We start from the raw sequence: 18,590 nt of genomic DNA on the forward strand, positions 1-18,590 counted from the left end.
GGGGGAAAAAAATGAGCGTATTAGTTAATAAAGATACAAAAGTTATTGTTCAAGGTATTACAGGTTCTCAAGGTTTATTCCATACAAAACAAATGATTGAATACGGTACGAAAATTGTCGGTGGTGTAACACCAGGTAAGGGCGGCACTGATATTGAAGGTGTACCAGTATTTGATACAGTAGAAGATGCAGTGAAAGCAACAGGCGCAAACGCTTCAGTTGTATACGTTCCACCCGCTTTTGCGGCAGATGCAATTATGGAAGCTGTTGATGCAGAAATTGATTTAGTAGTATGTATTACTGAAGGGATTCCTGTATTAGATATGGTAAACGTAAAGAGATATATGGCGGGTAAACATACACGTTTACTTGGACCAAACTGCCCAGGTGTAATCACACCAGATGAATGTAAGATTGGTATTATGCCAGGATATATTCATAAAAAAGGTCATGTTGGTATCGTATCTCGCTCTGGTACATTAACTTATGAAGCTGTACATCAGTTAACACAAGAAGGTATTGGCCAATCTACTGCTGTAGGTATCGGCGGAGACCCTGTTAACGGTACAGACTTTATTGATGCGTTAAAAGCATTTAATGAAGATGAAGAAACACATGCTGTAATTATGATTGGTGAAATCGGCGGTACAGCAGAAGAAGAGGCAGCTGAATGGGTAAAAGCTAATATGACAAAACCTGTTGTAGGCTTCATTGGTGGTCAAACAGCGCCTGCTGGCAAACGTATGGGCCATGCTGGTGCAATCATTTCTGGCGGTAAAGGAACTGCTGCTGAAAAGATTAAAACAATGGAAGCTTGTGGCATTAAAGTAGCTGAAACTCCAGCAGTTATGGGAGAAACGCTAATCTCTGTTTTAAAAGAAAAAGGTTTATTTGAGACTTGTAAAAACTATTAATCTGTTGAAAGACACCTTCTTACTTGAGGGTGTCTTTTTACACTTTTTTCTGTTTACATAATAAAAATTATGGGTAAGGAGAATCAAGATGAAAAGAGAGAGGTTATTACATGTTCATTACTTGCTAGCAGATTATTGGAAAGCGATGGAGAGGCTACTATATGTCGATCCAGAATTAAAGAACATATATAATTTTAACGAAAAACAAATGGAACACTACACTGGAATATCCTCGAAAAAATCTTCAGAACTAGTAAAATTTCTTCAAAATTCAAATCTTCCGCAATATATATCTTATTTAGAGAGAAATCGTATTTTTTATATAACGATATGGGATGAAGATTATCCGCAATTATTACGTGAAATACAAGACCCTCCCTTCGTTTTATATGGAAAAGGAGAGAAAGATTTCCTGAATAAAGTAAATAAATTAGCAGTTGTTGGAACGAGAGAACCATCATTATATGGTCATGAGAGTTTGAAGTTTATTTTACACCCTTTATTAGAAAGAGAGTGGCTTATTGTCAGTGGGTTTGCAAAAGGGATAGATACAATGTCTCATGAGATTACAGTAAGGCATCATTGCCCGACTATTGCGATATTAGGGCATGGATTGTCTTTTATGTATCCGAAAGAAAATAGACATTTATATGAAATGTGGAAGGAATATATATTGTTATTGACAGAGTATCCGCCGCAATATGCACCGAAAAAATGGTATTTTCCAAAAAGGAACCGGATTATTAGTGGTATAAGTAAAGGTGTTTTAGTTGTAGAAGCGAAATCGAGAAGTGGAACACTTATTACTGCAGACCTTGCGTTAGAGCAAAATAGAGAGGTGTTTGCGCTTCCTGGACCTATATTTGTAGAGGGGGCATCGGGAACGAATCATCTTATTCAGCAAGGAGCAAAACTAGTAAGAAATGCAGAAGATATCTTGGAAGAGATTTTAAATTAACCTTATATTTTTATGTTTTTATTAAACAATTATTGACAAATGGTAGATTGGCACTGTATGGTATATTCATTCTTGATTGACAAAAACAAGAGAAATCAATAAGATTAATGAAGACTTGAATCCACCTCTTAAGGAGGCACTAGCATGTCAGATTACCTCGTAATCGTGGAGTCGCCTTCTAAGGCGAAGACCATTGAGAAATATTTAGGGAAAAAATACAAAGTTGTCGCGTCTATGGGACATGTTCGCGATTTGCCAAAAAGTCAAATGGGGATAGAAGTAAAGAACAACTTCACCCCGAAGTATATTACCATTCGTGGTAAAGGTCCCGTCTTAAAAGATTTAAAATCAGCGGCGAAAAAAGCAAAGAAAGTCTATCTCGCGGCCGATCCAGACCGTGAAGGGGAAGCGATTGCTTGGCATTTAGCGAATACGTTAAATGTGGACGTTGAATCAGATTGTCGGGTTGTGTTTAATGAGATTACGAAAGATGCAATCAAAGAATCATTTAAACATCCTCGTGCAATTAATATGGATTTAGTGGATGCACAACAAGCAAGACGTATACTTGATCGTCTTGTTGGTTACAATATTAGTCCTTTATTATGGAAGAAAGTAAAAAAAGGATTAAGTGCAGGACGTGTACAATCTGTAGCAGTTCGTTTAATCATCGAGCGTGAAAGGGAAATTCAAAACTTTGAACCTGAAGAATTCTGGACAATTAAAACAGAATTTGTAAAAGGAAAAGACACATTTGAAGCAAGCTTTTACGGTGTAGATGGTGAAAAAGTTCAATTAACAAATGAAACGCAAGTGAATGAAATAATTGAACAGATGAAAGACAATGCGTTTTCAGTTGAAAATGTAACGCGCAAAGAGCGAAAACGTAATCCTGCATTACCGTTTACAACATCTTCCTTGCAACAAGAAGCAGCACGTAAGTTAAACATGCGAGCAAAGAAAACAATGATGCTTGCACAGCAATTGTATGAAGGGATAGATCTTGGAAAACAAGGAACTGTAGGTCTTATTACGTATATGAGAACTGATTCAACACGTATCTCAGAAACAGCTCAAACAGAGGCTCGTACTTACATCACTGAAGCGTATGGTACGGAATACATAGGAACAGAAAAGAAGAAAGAAACGAAAAAGTCAAATGCACAAGATGCGCATGAGGCAATTCGTCCTACTTCAGTAATGAGAAAGCCAGAGGAACTAAAAAGTTTCTTAGGTCGTGATCAACTTCGATTATATAAATTGATTTGGGAGCGATTTGTTGCAAGTCAAATGGCGTCTGCTATAATGGATACAGTGACAGCGAGACTCATTAATAACAATGTTCAGTTCCGTGCAAGTGGATCGGTTGTAAAGTTCCCAGGATTTATGAAAGTGTATGTAGAGTCAAAAGATGATGGTGCTGAAGAAAAGGATAAGATGTTGCCACCTTTAGAAGTAGGGGAAACTGTATTTTCAAAGGATTTAGAACCAAAGCAACATTTTACACAACCTCCTCCGCGCTATACAGAGGCTCGCCTAGTAAGAACACTTGAAGAACTTGGAATTGGAAGACCGTCAACATATGTACCTACACTTGAAACAATTCAAAAGCGTGGGTATGTAGGTTTGGATAATAAACGCTTCGTTCCGACTGAACTTGGTGAAATAGTAATTGAACTTATTTTAGAGTTTTTCCCAGAAATTATTAACATTGAATTTACTGCCAATATGGAGCAAAGCCTTGATGAAGTAGAAGAAGGAAATGCGAATTGGGTAAAAATTGTTGATGATTTCTACGTAGGTTTTGAACCGCGTTTAGAAAAAGCGGAAAAAGAAATGCGTGAAGTGGAAATTAAAGATGAACCAGCTGGGGAAGATTGTGAATTATGTAATCACCCAATGGTCTTTAAAATGGGTAAATACGGGAAATTTATGGCTTGCTCGAATTTCCCAGATTGTCGTAATACAAAGCCGATTGTGAAAGAAATCGGTGTTACTTGTCCAAAGTGTGATAAGGGTCAAATTATTGAACGCCGTAGTAATAAAAAGAAACGTCTTTTCTATGGGTGCGGTACGTATCCGGAATGCGACTTTGTATCTTGGGATAAGCCAATTGGTCGTAAGTGTCCGAAGTGCGAAGGCATGCTTGTAGAGAAAAAGTTGAAAAAAGGCGTGCAAGTACAATGTATTTCGTGCGATTATGAAGAAGAACAACAAATGTGAGCGTAACTGCTCACATTTTTTTCGGGAAGAAAAGGAAAGGTGATATAAATGACAACACAAGTAGTAAACGTCATTGGCGCAGGTCTTGCAGGAAGTGAAGCAGCTTACCAAATTGCAAAACGTGGTGTCCAAGTTAGATTATATGAAATGAGACCGGTAAGGCAAACGCCAGCTCATCACACAGATAAATTCGCTGAATTAGTATGTAGTAACTCACTTCGTGCAAACACTTTAACAAATGCAGTTGGAGTTATTAAAGAGGAAATGCGCTTAATGGATTCTGTAATTATTCGTGCGGCGGATGAGTGCTCTGTACCAGCTGGAGGTGCTTTAGCTGTAGATCGTCATGAGTTCGCAGCTAAAGTAACAGAATACGTAAAGAACCATCCAAATGTAACTGTAATGAATGAAGAAATTACAGATATTCCAGAGGGACCGACAATTATTGCTACAGGTCCATTAACATCTCCTGATCTTTCTGCAAAATTGAAAGAATTAACAGGAGAAGATTATTTCTACTTCTATGATGCTGCAGCCCCAATCGTAGAAAAAGACAGCATTGACATGAATAAAGTGTATTTAAAATCGCGTTATGACAAAGGTGAAGCTGCATATTTAAATTGCCCAATGACAGAAGAAGAGTTTGATCGTTTTTATGAGGCTCTAATTGCTGCTGAGACAGTGCCTTTAAAAGAGTTTGAAAAAGAAATTTTCTTTGAAGGTTGTATGCCAGTAGAAGTTATGGCAAGTAGAGGGAGACAGACGTTAGTATTTGGACCTATGAAACCTGTTGGATTGGAAGATCCCAAAACAGGGAAAACGCCATATGCTGTTGTTCAGTTACGTCAAGATGATGCAGCGGGAACTTTATACAATATCGTAGGTTTCCAAACTCATTTAAAGTGGGGACCGCAAAAAGAAGTGCTACAGTTAATTCCGGGATTGGAAAATGCAGAGATTGTACGTTATGGTGTAATGCATCGTAATACGTTTATTAATTCACCTAATTTGCTTCGTCCAACATATCAATATAAACAACGTGATGATTTATTCTTCGCTGGTCAAATGACTGGAGTAGAGGGATATGTTGAATCAGCAGCATCAGGATTATTAGCAGGAATTAATGCTGCGCGTCTTGTGCAAGGTGAAGAGCCAGTTGTATTACCGCCAGTAACTGCGATGGGTAGCATGGCAAATTACATTACGGCAACGAACGCTAAAAACTTCCAGCCGATGAATGCGAACTTCGGTCTATTTGCACCGTTAGAGAAGAAGATTAAAAAGAAAGCAGAACGAAATGAAGCGTACGCAGCACGCGCTTTAGAAACGATTCGAAATTTTGTAAATATTTAGTTAAATTTCTTGCAAAGGCTACTAAGTTGTGATACGATTTAGTAGCCTTTATTGAGGTGAGTTGTGTGAATGTGAAGAAATTGTTACAATTATTCGTTGGATATTTACAAATTGAAAGAAATTATTCAAAATATACAATTGCAAGTTATCAAAATGATTTAGAACATTTTGTGCAATTTATGGAACGAGAAGGCATATCCTCTTTTTTAGACGTTACATACGCGGATGTTCGTTTGTACTTAACGACGTTGCACGATGAAAAGTTAGCCCGTAAATCTGTCGCAAGAAAAGTATCAAGCTTACGAAGTTTATATCGTTTTTTGATGCGTGAAGGTTATCGAAAGGATAATCCGTTTGCACTTGCGTCACTCCCCAAAAAAGAATTGTCAATCCCAAAGTTTTTATATGCTGAAGAGTTAGAGGAATTATTTGAAGTTTCTGACACGGAAACGCCATTAGGTCAAAGGAATCAAGCTTTATTAGAGTTGATGTATGCGACTGGGATCCGTGTGAGTGAATGTGTCAATTTACAACTTACCGATATTGACTTTGCGGTGGGAACAATTTTAGTAATGGGAAAAGGAAAAAAACAAAGGTATATTCCGTTCGGAAGCTATGCGCAAGATTCTTTAATTACTTATATAGAGAATGGGAGAAAACAGTTAGTTAATAAGACTGACGAAGATTCTCATATGGTATTTTTAAATGCGAAAGGTACACCACTAACAAGTCGTGGGGTTCGTTATGTTTTAAATGAACTCATTAAAAAGGCTTCGCTGACAATGCGGATAAGTCCCCATATGTTAAGGCATACATTTGCTACACATATGCTAGATGAAGGGGCGGATTTACGTACTGTACAGGAGCTATTAGGCCATGAAAATTTGTCGACGACACAAATTTATACGCATGTCTCTAAAGAAAGATTGCGTTCTGTTTACATGAAGCATCACCCGCGGGCATAAATTGCTTTAAAAGCTATAAAAACAAATAAAGGAGTTTTTTCTATGGGGAATTTCCACGCTACAACGATATTTGCAGTTCATCATAATGGAGAATGTGCAATGGCTGGAGATGGCCAAGTGACAATGGGAAATGCTGTTGTAATGAAACATACAGCTCGTAAAGTTCGTAAACTTTTCCAAGGTAAAGTTTTAGCTGGTTTCGCAGGATCAGTTGCTGACGCATTTACTCTTTTTGAAATGTTTGAAGGGAAATTAGAAGAGTATAATGGCAACTTGCAGCGTGCTGCTGTTGAAATGGCAAAACAATGGCGTGGCGATAAAATGTTACGTCAGCTAGAAGCGATGCTCATTGTCATGGATAAAACAACTATGCTCCTTGTTTCAGGTACAGGAGAAGTGATTGAACCGGATGATGGTATTTTAGCAATTGGATCTGGTGGGAATTATGCACTTTCTGCCGGTCGTGCTTTAAAGCAATATGCAAGTGAACACTTAACAGCGAAGCAAATTGCGAAAGCGAGTTTAGAGATTGCTGGCGATATTTGTGTTTATACGAATCACAACATAATTGTTGAAGAATTGTAGAATCGTAAGGGAGGCATTTTATATGCATTTACATTTTACTCCGCGCCAAATTGTGGAAAAATTAGATCAATACATCATCGGTCAAAAAGACGCAAAGAAAGCGGTTGCTGTAGCGTTGAGAAATCGATATCGCCGCAGTAAATTAGCTGAAAATTTACGTGACGAAATTGCGCCTAAAAATATTTTAATGATTGGACCGACAGGTGTTGGGAAAACAGAGGTAGCACGACGAATGGCGAAACTCGTTGGAGCACCTTTTATTAAGGTTGAGGCTACAAAATTCACAGAAGTTGGATATGTGGGTAGAGATGTAGAGTCGATGGTACGTGACTTGGTGGAAACATCGGTTCGTATCGTAAAAGAAGAAATGGTAGTGAAAGTTCAAGATAAAGCAGAAGAGCAAGCGAATCAACGTCTTGTTGAAATTTTAGTGCCGAGTCCGGAGAAGCAATCTGGATTCAAAAATCCATTAGAGATGCTTTTTGGAGGCGCTCAAAATTCGAATCAAACGTCTGATACACAAGAAGATGTTGAAATCGAAAAGAAACGTCAAGATGTGGAGAGAAAGCTTGCTGCAGGGCTTCTTGAAGAAGAAATTGTATCGATTGAAGTGACTGAACAACAGTCTTCCATGTTTGATATGTTACAAGGAACTGGCATGGAACAAATGGGAATGAATTTCCAAGATGCGCTAGGAAGTTTTATGCCGAAAAAAACGAAAAAACGTAAACTTTCTGTAAAAGAAGCAAGAAAACTCTTGACAAATGAAGAGGCACAGCGCTTAATTGATATGGATGAAGTTACACAAGAGGCTGTTTATCGTGCTGAACAGCTCGGGATTATTTTTATCGATGAAATTGACAAAATTGCTGGTAAGCAGTCGAATAGCGTAGATGTATCACGTGAAGGTGTGCAACGTGACATTCTGCCAATTGTAGAAGGGTCGAATGTTGCGACAAAATACGGATCAGTAAAAACGGATTATATTTTATTCGTTGCAGCTGGAGCGTTCCATATGTCTAAACCGTCGGATTTAATTCCGGAATTGCAAGGGAGATTTCCGATTCGAGTAGAATTAACAAAATTATCGACAGACGATTTTGTTAAAATATTAATCGAGCCTGACAATGCGTTAATTAAACAATATATGGCATTATTAGCGACTGAAGGTATAGAAATTGAATTTTCAGACGAAGCTATTCGTAAGATTGCTGAGATTGCTTATCAAGTTAATCAGGATACAGATAATATTGGAGCAAGAAGACTTCATACGATTATGGAGAAGCTCCTTGAAGATTTATCGTTTGAAGCATCTGAAATTACGTTAGAGAAAATAACGATAACACCTCAATACGTTGAGGAGAAATTAGCAACAATTGCTAAAAATAAAGATGTGAGCCAGTTTATTTTGTAATAGTGTCATCAGGTGACTCGCCCTAGTTTCCAAGTGATGAAAAAATATGTGAGTAACATGTAGGAGGAACTTTTGAAATGGAATTATTAGCAAAAACGAGAAAATTAAATGCGTTATTACAGAGCGCAGCAGGGAAGCCTGTAAACTTTAGAGAAATGTCTGACACAATGTGTGAAGTAATCGAAGCAAACGTATTCGTAGTTAGCCGTCGTGGTAAATTACTAGGTTATGCAATTCACCAACAAATCGAAAACGAACGCATGAAGCAAATGCTTGCAGAACGTCAATTCCCAGAAGAATATACACAAAGCTTATTCAACATTACAGAAACATCTTCAAACTTAGATGTGAACAGTGCTTACACAGCATTCCCAGTAGAAAACAGAGAATTATTCGGTCAAGGTTTAACTACAATCGTACCAATCGTTGGTGGCGGTGAGCGTCTAGGTACATTAGTATTAGCTCGTCTTGGTCAAGAGTTCTTAGATGATGATTTAATCCTTGCTGAGTACAGCTCAACTGTTGTAGGTATGGAAATCTTACGTGAAAAAGCAGAAGAAATCGAAGAGGAAGCGCGTAGTAAAGCTGTTGTTCAAATGGCAATCAGCTCATTATCTTACAGTGAGTTAGAAGCAATTGAGCATATCTTCGAAGAATTAAATGGAACAGAAGGTTTACTTGTTGCAAGTAAAATTGCTGATCGCGTAGGAATTACTCGCTCTGTAATCGTAAATGCACTACGTAAATTAGAAAGTGCTGGTGTTATTGAGTCTCGCTCTTTAGGTATGAAAGGAACATACATTAAAGTGCTAAACGACAAGTTTCTACAAGAACTTGCTAAATTAAAAACAAACTAATTTATAAAAAACTCTCCTCAATTGAGGAGAGTTTTTTTGTGCAATGGATAGAAGATGCTTGTGAAAAGTGTCATAAGCGTGTTTTCTGGGAAAACTATTAATTGTATTTACTTTTTTGCTTAAAAGAAAAGAAGGTTGGTAATACTAGAATTCGAGTATGAACAAAGAAAGTTTTACATTGTTCGCATTTTCGACTTGATTGTAATATTTCAGTATGATATAGTAAGCAGTGGTGTCAGTACAAAGTACACACGTTTACTGATTTAAGTGTTGGTGCTACGTTTGTAGTTTCGCTTAGAGATGAAGTAAACGGAGGATATCAAAAACCATTTAGGAGGAACTATATTATGTCAGTAATTTCTATGAAGCAATTGCTTGAAGCTGGTGTTCATTTCGGACATCAAACTCGTCGTTGGAACCCAAAAATGAAGCGTTACATTTTCACAGAGCGTAACGGTATCTACATCATCGACTTACAAAAAACTGTGAAAAAAGTTGAGGAAGCTTACAGAACGATGCGCGACATCGCTGCTGAAGGCGGAGACATCTTATTCGTAGGTACTAAAAAACAAGCACAAGAAGCTATTAAAGAAGAAGCAACTCGTGCTGGTATGTACTTCGTTAACCAACGTTGGTTAGGTGGAACTTTAACAAACTTCCAAACAATCCAAAAGCGTATCAAGCGTCTTAAAGACATCGAAAGAATGCAAGAAGATGGTACTTTCGAAGTACTTCCTAAGAAAGAAGTTGTTCAACTTAAAAAAGAGTTAGAGCGTCTTGAGAAATTCTTAGGCGGTATTAAAGATATGAAAGGTCTTCCAAGTGCATTATTCGTAGTAGACCCTCGTAAAGAGCGTATTGCAGTTGCTGAAGCACGCAAATTACACATTCCAATCATCGGTATCGTTGATACAAACTGTGATCCAGACGAAATCGATCACGTTATCCCAGCAAACGATGATGCAATTCGTGCTGTAAAACTTCTTACATCTAAAATGGCAGACGCGATCCTTGAAGCAAAACAAGGTGAAGAAACTGTTACTGCGTAACAAAGTTGGAAAGGTGATAAGGGGTTCGGCCTTTTATCACCTTTTTTAAGGTATAAACACCTTTATAAAAGGTATAAATACATATTTTAGGAGGATGAAAAGTATGGCAATCACTGCTCAAATGGTAAAAGAATTACGTGAAAAAACTGGCGCAGGTATGATGGACTGCAAAAAAGCTTTAACAGAAACTAATGGCGACATGGAGAAGGCAATTGACTTCTTACGTGAAAAAGGTATTGCGAAAGCTGCTAAAAAAGCAGACCGCATTGCTGCTGAAGGTTTAACTTTCATCGAAACAAACGGTAACGACGCTTTAATCTTAGAATTAAACTCTGAAACTGATTTCGTTGCGAAAAACGAAGGTTTCCAAACACTAATTAAAGAATTAGCTGCTCACTTATTAACTAACAAACCAGCTAACGTTGAAGAAGCTATGGCTCAAACAATGGAAAACGGTAAAAAAGTTGAAGAGCACATCAACGAAGCAATCGCTAAAATTGGTGAAAAACTTACACTTCGTCGTTTCGAAATCGTATCAAAAACTGATGCAGATGCATTCGGTGCTTACCTACACATGGGTGGACGCATTGGTGTATTAACAGTTCTTGAAGGTTCTACTGATGAAGCTGCTGCTAAAGATGTTGCAATGCACATCGCTGCAGTTAACCCTAAATACATCGACCGCGATGCTGTAACAGCTGAAGAAGTTGAGCATGAGCGTCAAGTATTAACACAACAAGCATTAAACGAAGGCAAGCCTGAGAAAATCGTTGCGAAAATGGTTGAAGGCCGTCTAGGCAAATTCTTCGAAGAGATTTGCTTACTTGACCAAGCATTCGTTAAAAACCCTGATATGAAAGTTCGTCAGTTCGTTGAGTCTAAAGGCGGAACATTAAAAGGATTCGTTCGCTACGCTGTTGGTGAAGGTATCGAAAAACGCGAAGACAACTTTGCTGAAGAAGTAATGAACCAAGTAAAAGGTAGTAACTAATACAGATTAGGGAACACATTGTGTTCCCTTTTTTAAAATAAAGATGTAAGCAATTGGAGGTTCATTATGAGTAAACCGAAATATAATCGTGTCGTTTTAAAGCTAAGTGGAGAAGCTTTAGCTGGAGAGCAAGGATTTGGAATTAACCCAACTGTTATTAAGTCAGTTGCGGAACAAGTAAAAGAAATTGCAGAACTTGATGTAGAGGTTGCTGTTGTTGTTGGTGGCGGTAACATTTGGCGTGGAAAAATTGGAAGTGAAATGGGCATGGATCGTGCAGGGGCAGATTACATGGGCATGTTAGCGACAGTTATGAATTCATTAGCTCTTCAAGATAGCTTGGAGAATATCGGAATTCAAACTCGTGTACAAACTTCAATTGAGATGCGTCAAGTTGCAGAACCTTACATTCGTCGTAAAGCAGTTCGTCACTTAGAGAAAAAACGTGTTGTTATCTTTGCAGCAGGTACAGGTAACCCATACTTCTCTACAGATACAACAGCAGCATTACGTGCGGCAGAAATTGAAGCAGATGTAATTTTAATGGCGAAAAACAATGTAGATGGTGTATATAATGCGGATCCATCTATTGATCCAACAGCTACAAAATACGAAACGCTTACTTACTTAGATGTATTAAAAGAAGGTTTAGGTGTAATGGATTCTACAGCTTCTTCTCTATGTATGGATAATGATATTCCACTAATTGTATTCTCAGTTATGGAAAAAGGTAATATTAAACGTGCCGTTTTAGGCGAAAATATCGGAACAGTGGTAAGGGGGAAATAAATATGGGACAACAAGTATTGAAGTCTTCAAATGAAAAAATGGAAAAAGCAGTTGCTGCTTATTCTCGTGAATTAGCAACAGTTCGTGCTGGTCGTGCAAACGCGTCTGTATTAGATAAGGTACAAGTTGATTACTATGGTGCACCAACACCAGTTGTGCAATTAGCGAACATTACAGTTCCAGAAGCGCGTTTACTAGTAATTCAACCTTATGATAAAACTTCTATCGGTGATATTGAAAAAGCAATTTTAAAAGCAGATTTAGGCTTAAACCCTTCTAATGATGGAACTGTAATTCGTATTGCATTCCCTGCACTAACAGAAGAGCGTCGTCGTGATCTTGTAAAAGTTGTGAAAAAATATGCTGAAGAAGCAAAAGTTGCTGTTCGTAACGTACGTCGTGACGGAAATGATGATCTTAAGAAGCTTGAAAAAGCTGGCGAGATTACAGAAGATGATTTAAGAGGATATACTGAAGATATCCAAAAAGAAACAGATAAATATATTGCAAAAGTTGACGAAATCGCAAAAAACAAAGAAAAAGAAATCATGGAAGTGTAATAGCGATAACTTCGCAAATATGACCCTCTTCTTAAGGGGGTCTTTTTACACTTTTAGGCATACGTCTGCTTGCTGGAGGGTATGAATGATGTTTAAAAACTTTCCTTTTTTTAAAGGTAAAAAGGACACATCGTTTGATCATCTCGTTGAAGAAGTGAAAAAAGGATATATCCCAGAACATATTGCCATCATTATGGATGGGAATGGAAGATGGGCAAAGAGGAGAGCAATGCCTCGTATTGCGGGACATCATGAAGGTATGCAAGTTGTAAAGAAAATTACAAAATTTGCAAGTAAACTTAATGTGAAAGTGTTAACTCTCTATGCTTTTTCAACTGAGAACTGGAAAAGACCGAAAAAGGAAGTTGATTATTTAATGAAGCTTCCAGAAGAATTTCTAGGTACATTTTTACCAGAATTGATTGAAGAAAACGTACAAGTCCGAGTAATAGGGCAAAAAGATCGTCTTCCTACGCATACACGCAGAGCGATGGAGAAAGCCATGGAAGATACGAAAGAGAATACGGGATTAATTCTTAATTTCGCGTTAAACTATGGAAGTCGAGATGAAATCGTTTCTGCTGTGCAACATATGATGAAAGATAATGAGGAAGGAAAAATTCGTTCTGAAGAGGTAAGTGAAGAAATGCTTTCCTCCTACTTAATGACGAGTTCTTTACCTGATCCAGAGTTGTTAATCCGAACAAGCGGAGAGCTACGTATTAGTAATTTCATGTTATGGCAAATTGCATATTCGGAGTTTTGGTTTACAGACGTGTATTGGCCAGACTTCAAAGAAGAACATTTGCTAAATGCGATTACTGACTTTCAACATAGAGGGCGCAGATTCGGAGGCGTGTAGAAAGAGAGGGTTTGATAGTGAAACAGAGAATTATTACTGGAGTGGTTGCTGCCGCGCTATTCATTCCCATCGTAATATACGGTGGCGTGCCTTTTACGGTTTTAGTGTATGCACTTGCTTCTATAGGTTTATATGAATTAATTCGTATGAATAAGCTTACGCTTATTTCAGTACCGACAGTTTTAGCTGCAGTATTATTGTGGATTCTTTTAATTCCAAGTAGTGCATCAGAACTGTTTACATGGATTGGATTAGGTAAATTGGAAATCACATTTGTGATTGTTTTATTACTTTTATCATATACAGTCCTTTCTAAGAATACATTTACTTTTGATAATGCTTCATTTTTACTGATGGCAACGACATATGTGGCAATGGGATTCTTATATTTAAATGAAACGAGAATATTAGGAATTAAATATGTATTTTGCGCATTATTTGTTATATGGGCTACTGATTCAGGCGCATATTTCGTAGGAAAAGCATTGGGCAAGAGAAAATTGTGGCCAGAAATTAGTCCGAATAAAACGATTGAAGGTTCATTAGGCGGTATCGTTTGTGGAATTATTGTGGCACTTGTTTACAACGTGTTCTTCCCAGTCGAATCGAATGTAGTAATTTTAATTGTGCTGACAATTATCATTTCTATTTTTGGACAAATTGGTGATTTAGTACAATCTGCTTTTAAACGTCATTATGGCGTAAAGGATTCAGGTACAATTTTACCTGGGCATGGTGGTATATTAGACCGAACAGATAGTTGGTTATTCGTTTTACCAATTCTCTACTTCTTATTACAATACAATTAATAAATGAACGAGGGGTTGGAGTCATGAAAAACATTAGTTTATTAGGTGCAAGCGGATCAATTGGTACACAAACTTTAGATGTATTACGCTCGCACCCAGACCAATTCCGTCTCGTTGCTTTTTCTGTAGGGAAAAATATTGACTACGCAGTAAAGGTAATTCAAGAATTTTCTCCGCAAATCGTCTCTGTGCAAAGAGAGGAAGATGTTTTAAAATTACAATCTGTTTCTGGTAATACAAAAATTGTATATGGTAGTGAAGGACTTTTAGAAGTAGCATTACATCCAGATGCGGAGATTGTAGTAAATGCTGTTGTAGGTAGCGTAGGGTTGTTACCAACACTTCGTGCAATTGAGGCGAAAAAAACAATTGGAATTGCAAATAAAGAAACGTTAGTAACTGCAGGACATCTTGTAATGGAAGCAGCACGAAAACATAATGTTTCGTTACTTCCAGTAGATAGTGAACATTCGGCTATTTTTCAGTGCTTGAATGGTGAAAATGAAAAAAGAATTTCTCGTCTTATTATAACGGCTTCTGGTGGAAGTTTCCGTGATAAAACGAGGGATGAATTGCATCATGTGACCGTAGAAGATGCGCTTCGACATCCAAACTGGTCAATGGGTTCGAAAATTACAATTGATTCTGCTACAATGATGAATAAGGGACTAGAAGTAATTGAAGCACATTGGCTTTTTGGTATCCCTTATGAGCAAATCGATGTTGTTTTACATAAAGAAAGTATTATCCATTCTATGGTTGAATTTGAAGATCGTAGTGTAATGGCGCAGCTTGGTTCACCTGATATGCGAGTACCAATTCAATACGCACTTACATATCCTGATAGATTGCCTCTTTCAGACACAAAACAGTTAAACTTATGGGAAATAGGGACGTTGCATTTTGAGAAAATGGACCAAGAACGATTCCGTTGTTTACGTTTTGCGTATGAAGCTGGAAAAGCAGGTGGAAGTATGCCAGCTGTAATGAACGCAGCGAATGAAGTAGCTGTTGAAGCCTTTTTACAAAAGAGAATTGGTTTCTTAACAGTGGAAGACCTCATTGAAAAAGCAATGAACCATCACAATGTCATTGCACGACCGAGCTTAGAGGAAATTTTGGAAATTGATGCGGCCACAAGACGGTTTGTGATGGAACAAATTTAGCAAAGGTGGTTATGGAATTGAATACAGCGATTGCCTTTATATTAATTTTCGGTGCACTCGTATTTTTCCATGAGCTAGGGCATCTATATTTCGCAAAAAGAGCAGGTATTTTATGCCGCGAGTTTGCGATTGGTTTTGGTCCGAAAATATTCTCATTTGAAAAGAATGAAACGGTGTATACGATTCGATTACTGCCCCTTGGTGGCTATGTAAGAATGGCCGGCGAGGATGCGGACACAGTTGAGTTAAAGCCTGGGAAAAAGGTTGGCCTTGTATTAAATGAAAAAGACGAAGTTGTGAAATTAGTTTTTGATGGATATGAAAAGTATCCAAATGTTCGTGTTATTGAAGTCGAACAAGCTGATTTGGAGCATAATTTAACAATTTCGGGCTATGAAGAGTACGAGGAAGAGCTTCAAACATTCCGAGTGAATGAAAAGGCTCGTATTATTACTGCGGGGGAAGAAATTCAAATTGCTCCGTATAATAGACAATTTGGCTCGAAAAAACTAGGGCAACGCGCTTTAACAATCTTTGCGGGTCCTGCAATGAACTTCATTTTAGCATTTGTTATTTTTGTGATTCTTGGATTTGTACAAGGGGTTCCTATTGACAAACCAATGGTCGGAAAAGTGATGGATAACAGTGCAGCACAGCAAGCTGGATTGAAAGAGAATGATACAATTCAAGCTATTGATGGGAAAAACACAAGTACATGGAAAGATGTTGTTACTATTGTACGTGAAAACCCAAATAAAGAAATTACGTTACAAGTAAAGCGTGATAATGAACAGTTTAATGTGAAAGTAACGCCAACACTCGATAAAGAAGGAAAAGACGAAGTTGGTAGAATCGGTGTGTATTCTCCTGTAGAGAAAACAGTAATGGGTTCTATTAAATCAGGATTTGAACAAACGTACCAATGGACGAAACTAATTTTTGAATCTCTTGTTAAATTAGTAACTGGTCAATTTTCTATTAATGAGTTATCAGGTCCAGTAGGAATTTATAATCTAACAGATCAAGTTGTAGATTATGGGTTTACGCGTGTACTAAGTTTAGCTGCAGTTCTAAGCATTAATCTTGGTTTATTTAATTTATTACCAGTTCCTGCTTTAGATGGTGGCCGTTTATTCTTCTTCTTAATTGAAGCGTTACGAGGGAAACCAATTGATCGCCAAAAAGAAGGAATGGTTCACTTTATTGGTTTTGCATTATTAATGTTACTTATGTTAGTTGTAACTTGGAATGACATTCGTAAGTTTTTCTTGTAAAATAAAGTGAAACTTATAATGAAATAGAGCTCGTAGAATAAAATCCCTCACCTAACTCGAGGTGAGGGGTTTTACTGCGTGTAAGAGTAAAATGAAGAGGTGCAAATAAATGAAACAAAGTATGGTATTCAGTCCTACATTACGTGAAGTTCCAGCTGATGCTGAAATTAAGAGTCATCAGCTATTACTTCGTGCAGGTTTTATGCGTCAAAATGCTTCTGGTATTTATAGCTTTCTACCATTTGGATTAAAAGTATTACACAAAGTAGAACGTATCGTTCGAGAAGAAATGGAGCGCGCAGGAGCTGTAGAATTATTAATGCCAGCTATGCAAGCTGCGGAATTATGGCAAGAATCAGGTCGTTGGTATTCTTACGGATCTGAATTAATGCGTATGAAAGATCGTAATGCTCGTGAATTCGCATTAGGAGCGACACATGAGGAAGTAATTACGGATCTTGTGCGTGATGAAGTGAAATCATATAAAAAATTACCGTTAACATTATACCAAATTCAAACAAAATTCCGTGATGAGCAAAGACCTCGTTTCGGCTTATTACGTGGAAGAGAGTTTCTAATGAAAGATGCATACTCTTTCCATGCTACACAAGAGAGCTTAGATGAAGTATACGATCGTTTATATAAAGCATACTCTAACATTTTTGCTCGCTGTGGCTTGAATTTCCGTGCAGTTATTGCTGATTCTGGAGCAATGGGCGGAAAAGATACACATGAATTTATGGTATTATCTGATGTTGGTGAAGATACAATTGCATACTCTGACACATCTGATTATGCAGCAAACATCGAAATGGCTCCTGTTGTAGCTACGTATACGAAGAGTGACGAAGCAGAAAAAGCACTTGAAAAAGTAGCAACACCAGACCAAAAAGCAATTGAAGAAGTATCTGCATTCTTAAACATTGCAGCTGACAAGTGCATTAAGTCTATGGTGTTTAAAGTAGATGAGAAATTAGTAGTGGTACTTGTTCGTGGTGATCACGAAGTAAACGATGTGAAAGTGAAAAATGTATACGGCGCTTCAGTTGTTGAGCTTGCTTCTCATGAAGAAGTAAAAGCATTATTAAATTGTGAAGTTGGTTCATTAGGACCGATTAATGTAACAGGTGATATCGAAATTATTGCTGATCATGCTGTAGCATCAATTGTTAACGGATGTTCAGGAGCGAATGAAGAAGGATTCCATTATGTAAATGTAAATCCAGAACGTGACTTTAAAGTAAGTCAATATACAGATTTACGCTTCATCCAAGAAGGAGACCAATCTCCAGATGGAAACGGAACAATTCTTTTTGCACGCGGAATTGAAGTTGGTCATGTATTCAAATTAGGAACTCGTTATAGTGAAGCAATGAACGCAACATTCCTGGATGAAAACGGAAAAACACAACCACTTATTATGGGTTGTTACGGTATCGGGGTATCTCGTACAGTGGCAGCAATTGCAGAGCAGTTTAACGATGAGAACGGCTTAGTTTGGCCAAAAGCTGTAGCACCGTTCCATGTGCATGTAATTCCAGTAAATATGAAATCGGATGCACAACGTGAAATGGGTGAAAATATCTACAACTCATTACAAGAACAAGGCTATGAAGTGTTATTAGACGATCGTGCAGAACGTGCAGGTGTTAAATTTGCAGATGCAGATTTATTTGGTCTTCCAGTTCGTGTTACAGTTGGTAAAAAAGCAGACGAAGGTATTGTAGAAGTGAAAGTACGTGCTACAGGTGAGTCTGAAGAAGTAAAAGTAGAAGAACTTCAAACATATATTGCAAATATTTTAAAATAAGAAGAGGTACC

General features: G+C 37.6%; 17 protein-coding genes. All 17 read left to right on the forward strand.

Translation table 11 applies throughout. The features are described from left to right. Positions 1–11: 11 nt before the first annotated feature. The 17 genes from sucD to MR112_RS08665 all read left to right on the forward strand — a co-directional run bounded on the left by sucD (position 12) and on the right by MR112_RS08665 (position 18,579). Positions 12–914 carry a succinate--CoA ligase subunit alpha gene (sucD, locus tag MR112_RS08585; protein WP_000115178.1) on the forward strand — a complete coding sequence of 301 codons (903 nt, stop codon included), beginning with the start codon at positions 12–14 and terminating at the stop codon, positions 912–914. 88 nt (positions 915–1,002) lie between these two features. Next, positions 1,003–1,872: a DNA-processing protein DprA gene (dprA, locus tag MR112_RS08590; RefSeq protein ID WP_071741405.1), complete on the forward strand. Its 870-nt coding sequence runs from the start codon at positions 1,003–1,005 to the stop codon at positions 1,870–1,872. A gap of 144 nt (positions 1,873–2,016) precedes the next feature. Then, on the forward strand, positions 2,017–4,095 hold the full coding sequence (topA, locus tag MR112_RS08595) for a type I DNA topoisomerase (RefSeq protein WP_001286963.1): 2,079 nt from the start codon (positions 2,017–2,019) through the stop codon (positions 4,093–4,095). A gap of 48 nt (positions 4,096–4,143) precedes the next feature. Continuing rightward, a complete protein-coding gene (gene trmFO / locus MR112_RS08600) occupies positions 4,144–5,448 on the forward strand; it encodes an FADH(2)-oxidizing methylenetetrahydrofolate--tRNA-(uracil(54)-C(5))-methyltransferase TrmFO (RefSeq protein WP_000213002.1) in 1,305 nt (434 codons plus the stop codon). 65 nt (positions 5,449–5,513) lie between these two features. Continuing rightward, positions 5,514–6,413 carry a tyrosine recombinase XerC gene (gene xerC / locus MR112_RS08605; protein ID WP_001101243.1) on the forward strand — a complete coding sequence of 300 codons (900 nt, stop codon included), beginning with the start codon at positions 5,514–5,516 and terminating at the stop codon, positions 6,411–6,413. Positions 6,414–6,455: 42 nt separating this feature from the next. Next, positions 6,456–6,998 (forward strand): ATP-dependent protease proteolytic subunit HslV, encoded by a 543-nt coding sequence (gene hslV, locus MR112_RS08610; protein WP_000526272.1) that lies wholly within the window; start codon positions 6,456–6,458, stop codon positions 6,996–6,998. 22 nt (positions 6,999–7,020) lie between these two features. Then, positions 7,021–8,412, forward strand: a complete 1,392-nt coding sequence (hslU, locus tag MR112_RS08615) for an ATP-dependent protease ATPase subunit HslU (RefSeq protein WP_000550078.1) — start codon at positions 7,021–7,023, stop codon at positions 8,410–8,412. Between the two features lie 77 nt (positions 8,413–8,489). Next, positions 8,490–9,269 carry a GTP-sensing pleiotropic transcriptional regulator CodY gene (gene codY, locus MR112_RS08620; protein WP_000421290.1) on the forward strand — a complete coding sequence of 260 codons (780 nt, stop codon included), beginning with the start codon at positions 8,490–8,492 and terminating at the stop codon, positions 9,267–9,269. A 347-nt stretch (positions 9,270–9,616) separates the two neighbouring features. Next, positions 9,617–10,318: a 30S ribosomal protein S2 gene (gene rpsB / locus MR112_RS08625; protein WP_000111485.1), complete on the forward strand. Its 702-nt coding sequence runs from the start codon at positions 9,617–9,619 to the stop codon at positions 10,316–10,318. 103 nt (positions 10,319–10,421) lie between these two features. Next, entirely contained in the window at positions 10,422–11,309 is an 888-nt protein-coding gene (tsf, locus tag MR112_RS08630; protein WP_001018578.1) for a translation elongation factor Ts, read from the forward strand. A gap of 66 nt (positions 11,310–11,375) precedes the next feature. Continuing rightward, on the forward strand, positions 11,376–12,098 hold the full coding sequence (gene pyrH / locus MR112_RS08635; RefSeq protein ID WP_000042668.1) for a UMP kinase: 723 nt from the start codon (positions 11,376–11,378) through the stop codon (positions 12,096–12,098). A 2-nt stretch (positions 12,099–12,100) separates the two neighbouring features. After that, complete coding sequence (frr, locus tag MR112_RS08640) at positions 12,101–12,658, forward strand: ribosome recycling factor (protein ID WP_000531501.1); 558 nt, start codon at positions 12,101–12,103, stop codon at positions 12,656–12,658. A gap of 85 nt (positions 12,659–12,743) precedes the next feature. Then, positions 12,744–13,520 carry an isoprenyl transferase gene (uppS, locus tag MR112_RS08645; protein ID WP_000971296.1) on the forward strand — a complete coding sequence of 259 codons (777 nt, stop codon included), beginning with the start codon at positions 12,744–12,746 and terminating at the stop codon, positions 13,518–13,520. Positions 13,521–13,537: 17 nt separating this feature from the next. Next, positions 13,538–14,329, forward strand: coding sequence for a phosphatidate cytidylyltransferase (cdsA, locus tag MR112_RS08650; protein ID WP_000813592.1), 792 nt, complete (start codon positions 13,538–13,540; stop codon positions 14,327–14,329). Between the two features lie 23 nt (positions 14,330–14,352). Next, a complete protein-coding gene (gene dxr / locus MR112_RS08655) occupies positions 14,353–15,495 on the forward strand; it encodes a 1-deoxy-D-xylulose-5-phosphate reductoisomerase (protein WP_000790373.1) in 1,143 nt (380 codons plus the stop codon). A gap of 17 nt (positions 15,496–15,512) precedes the next feature. Beyond that, the gene (gene rseP / locus MR112_RS08660) at positions 15,513–16,769 is read left to right on the forward strand and encodes an RIP metalloprotease RseP (protein ID WP_001090243.1); all 1,257 of its coding nucleotides are present in this window, start codon (positions 15,513–15,515) and stop codon (positions 16,767–16,769) included. 109 nt (positions 16,770–16,878) lie between these two features. Continuing rightward, on the forward strand, positions 16,879–18,579 hold the full coding sequence (locus tag MR112_RS08665; RefSeq protein ID WP_000814299.1) for a proline--tRNA ligase: 1,701 nt from the start codon (positions 16,879–16,881) through the stop codon (positions 18,577–18,579). The last annotated feature ends 11 nt before the right edge of the window (positions 18,580–18,590 follow it).

Origin of the sequence: Bacillus cereus group sp. BfR-BA-01330, assembly GCF_022663885.1 — a bacterium.
Classification (GTDB): Bacteria; Bacillota; Bacilli; order Bacillales; family Bacillaceae_G; genus Bacillus_A; species Bacillus_A cereus.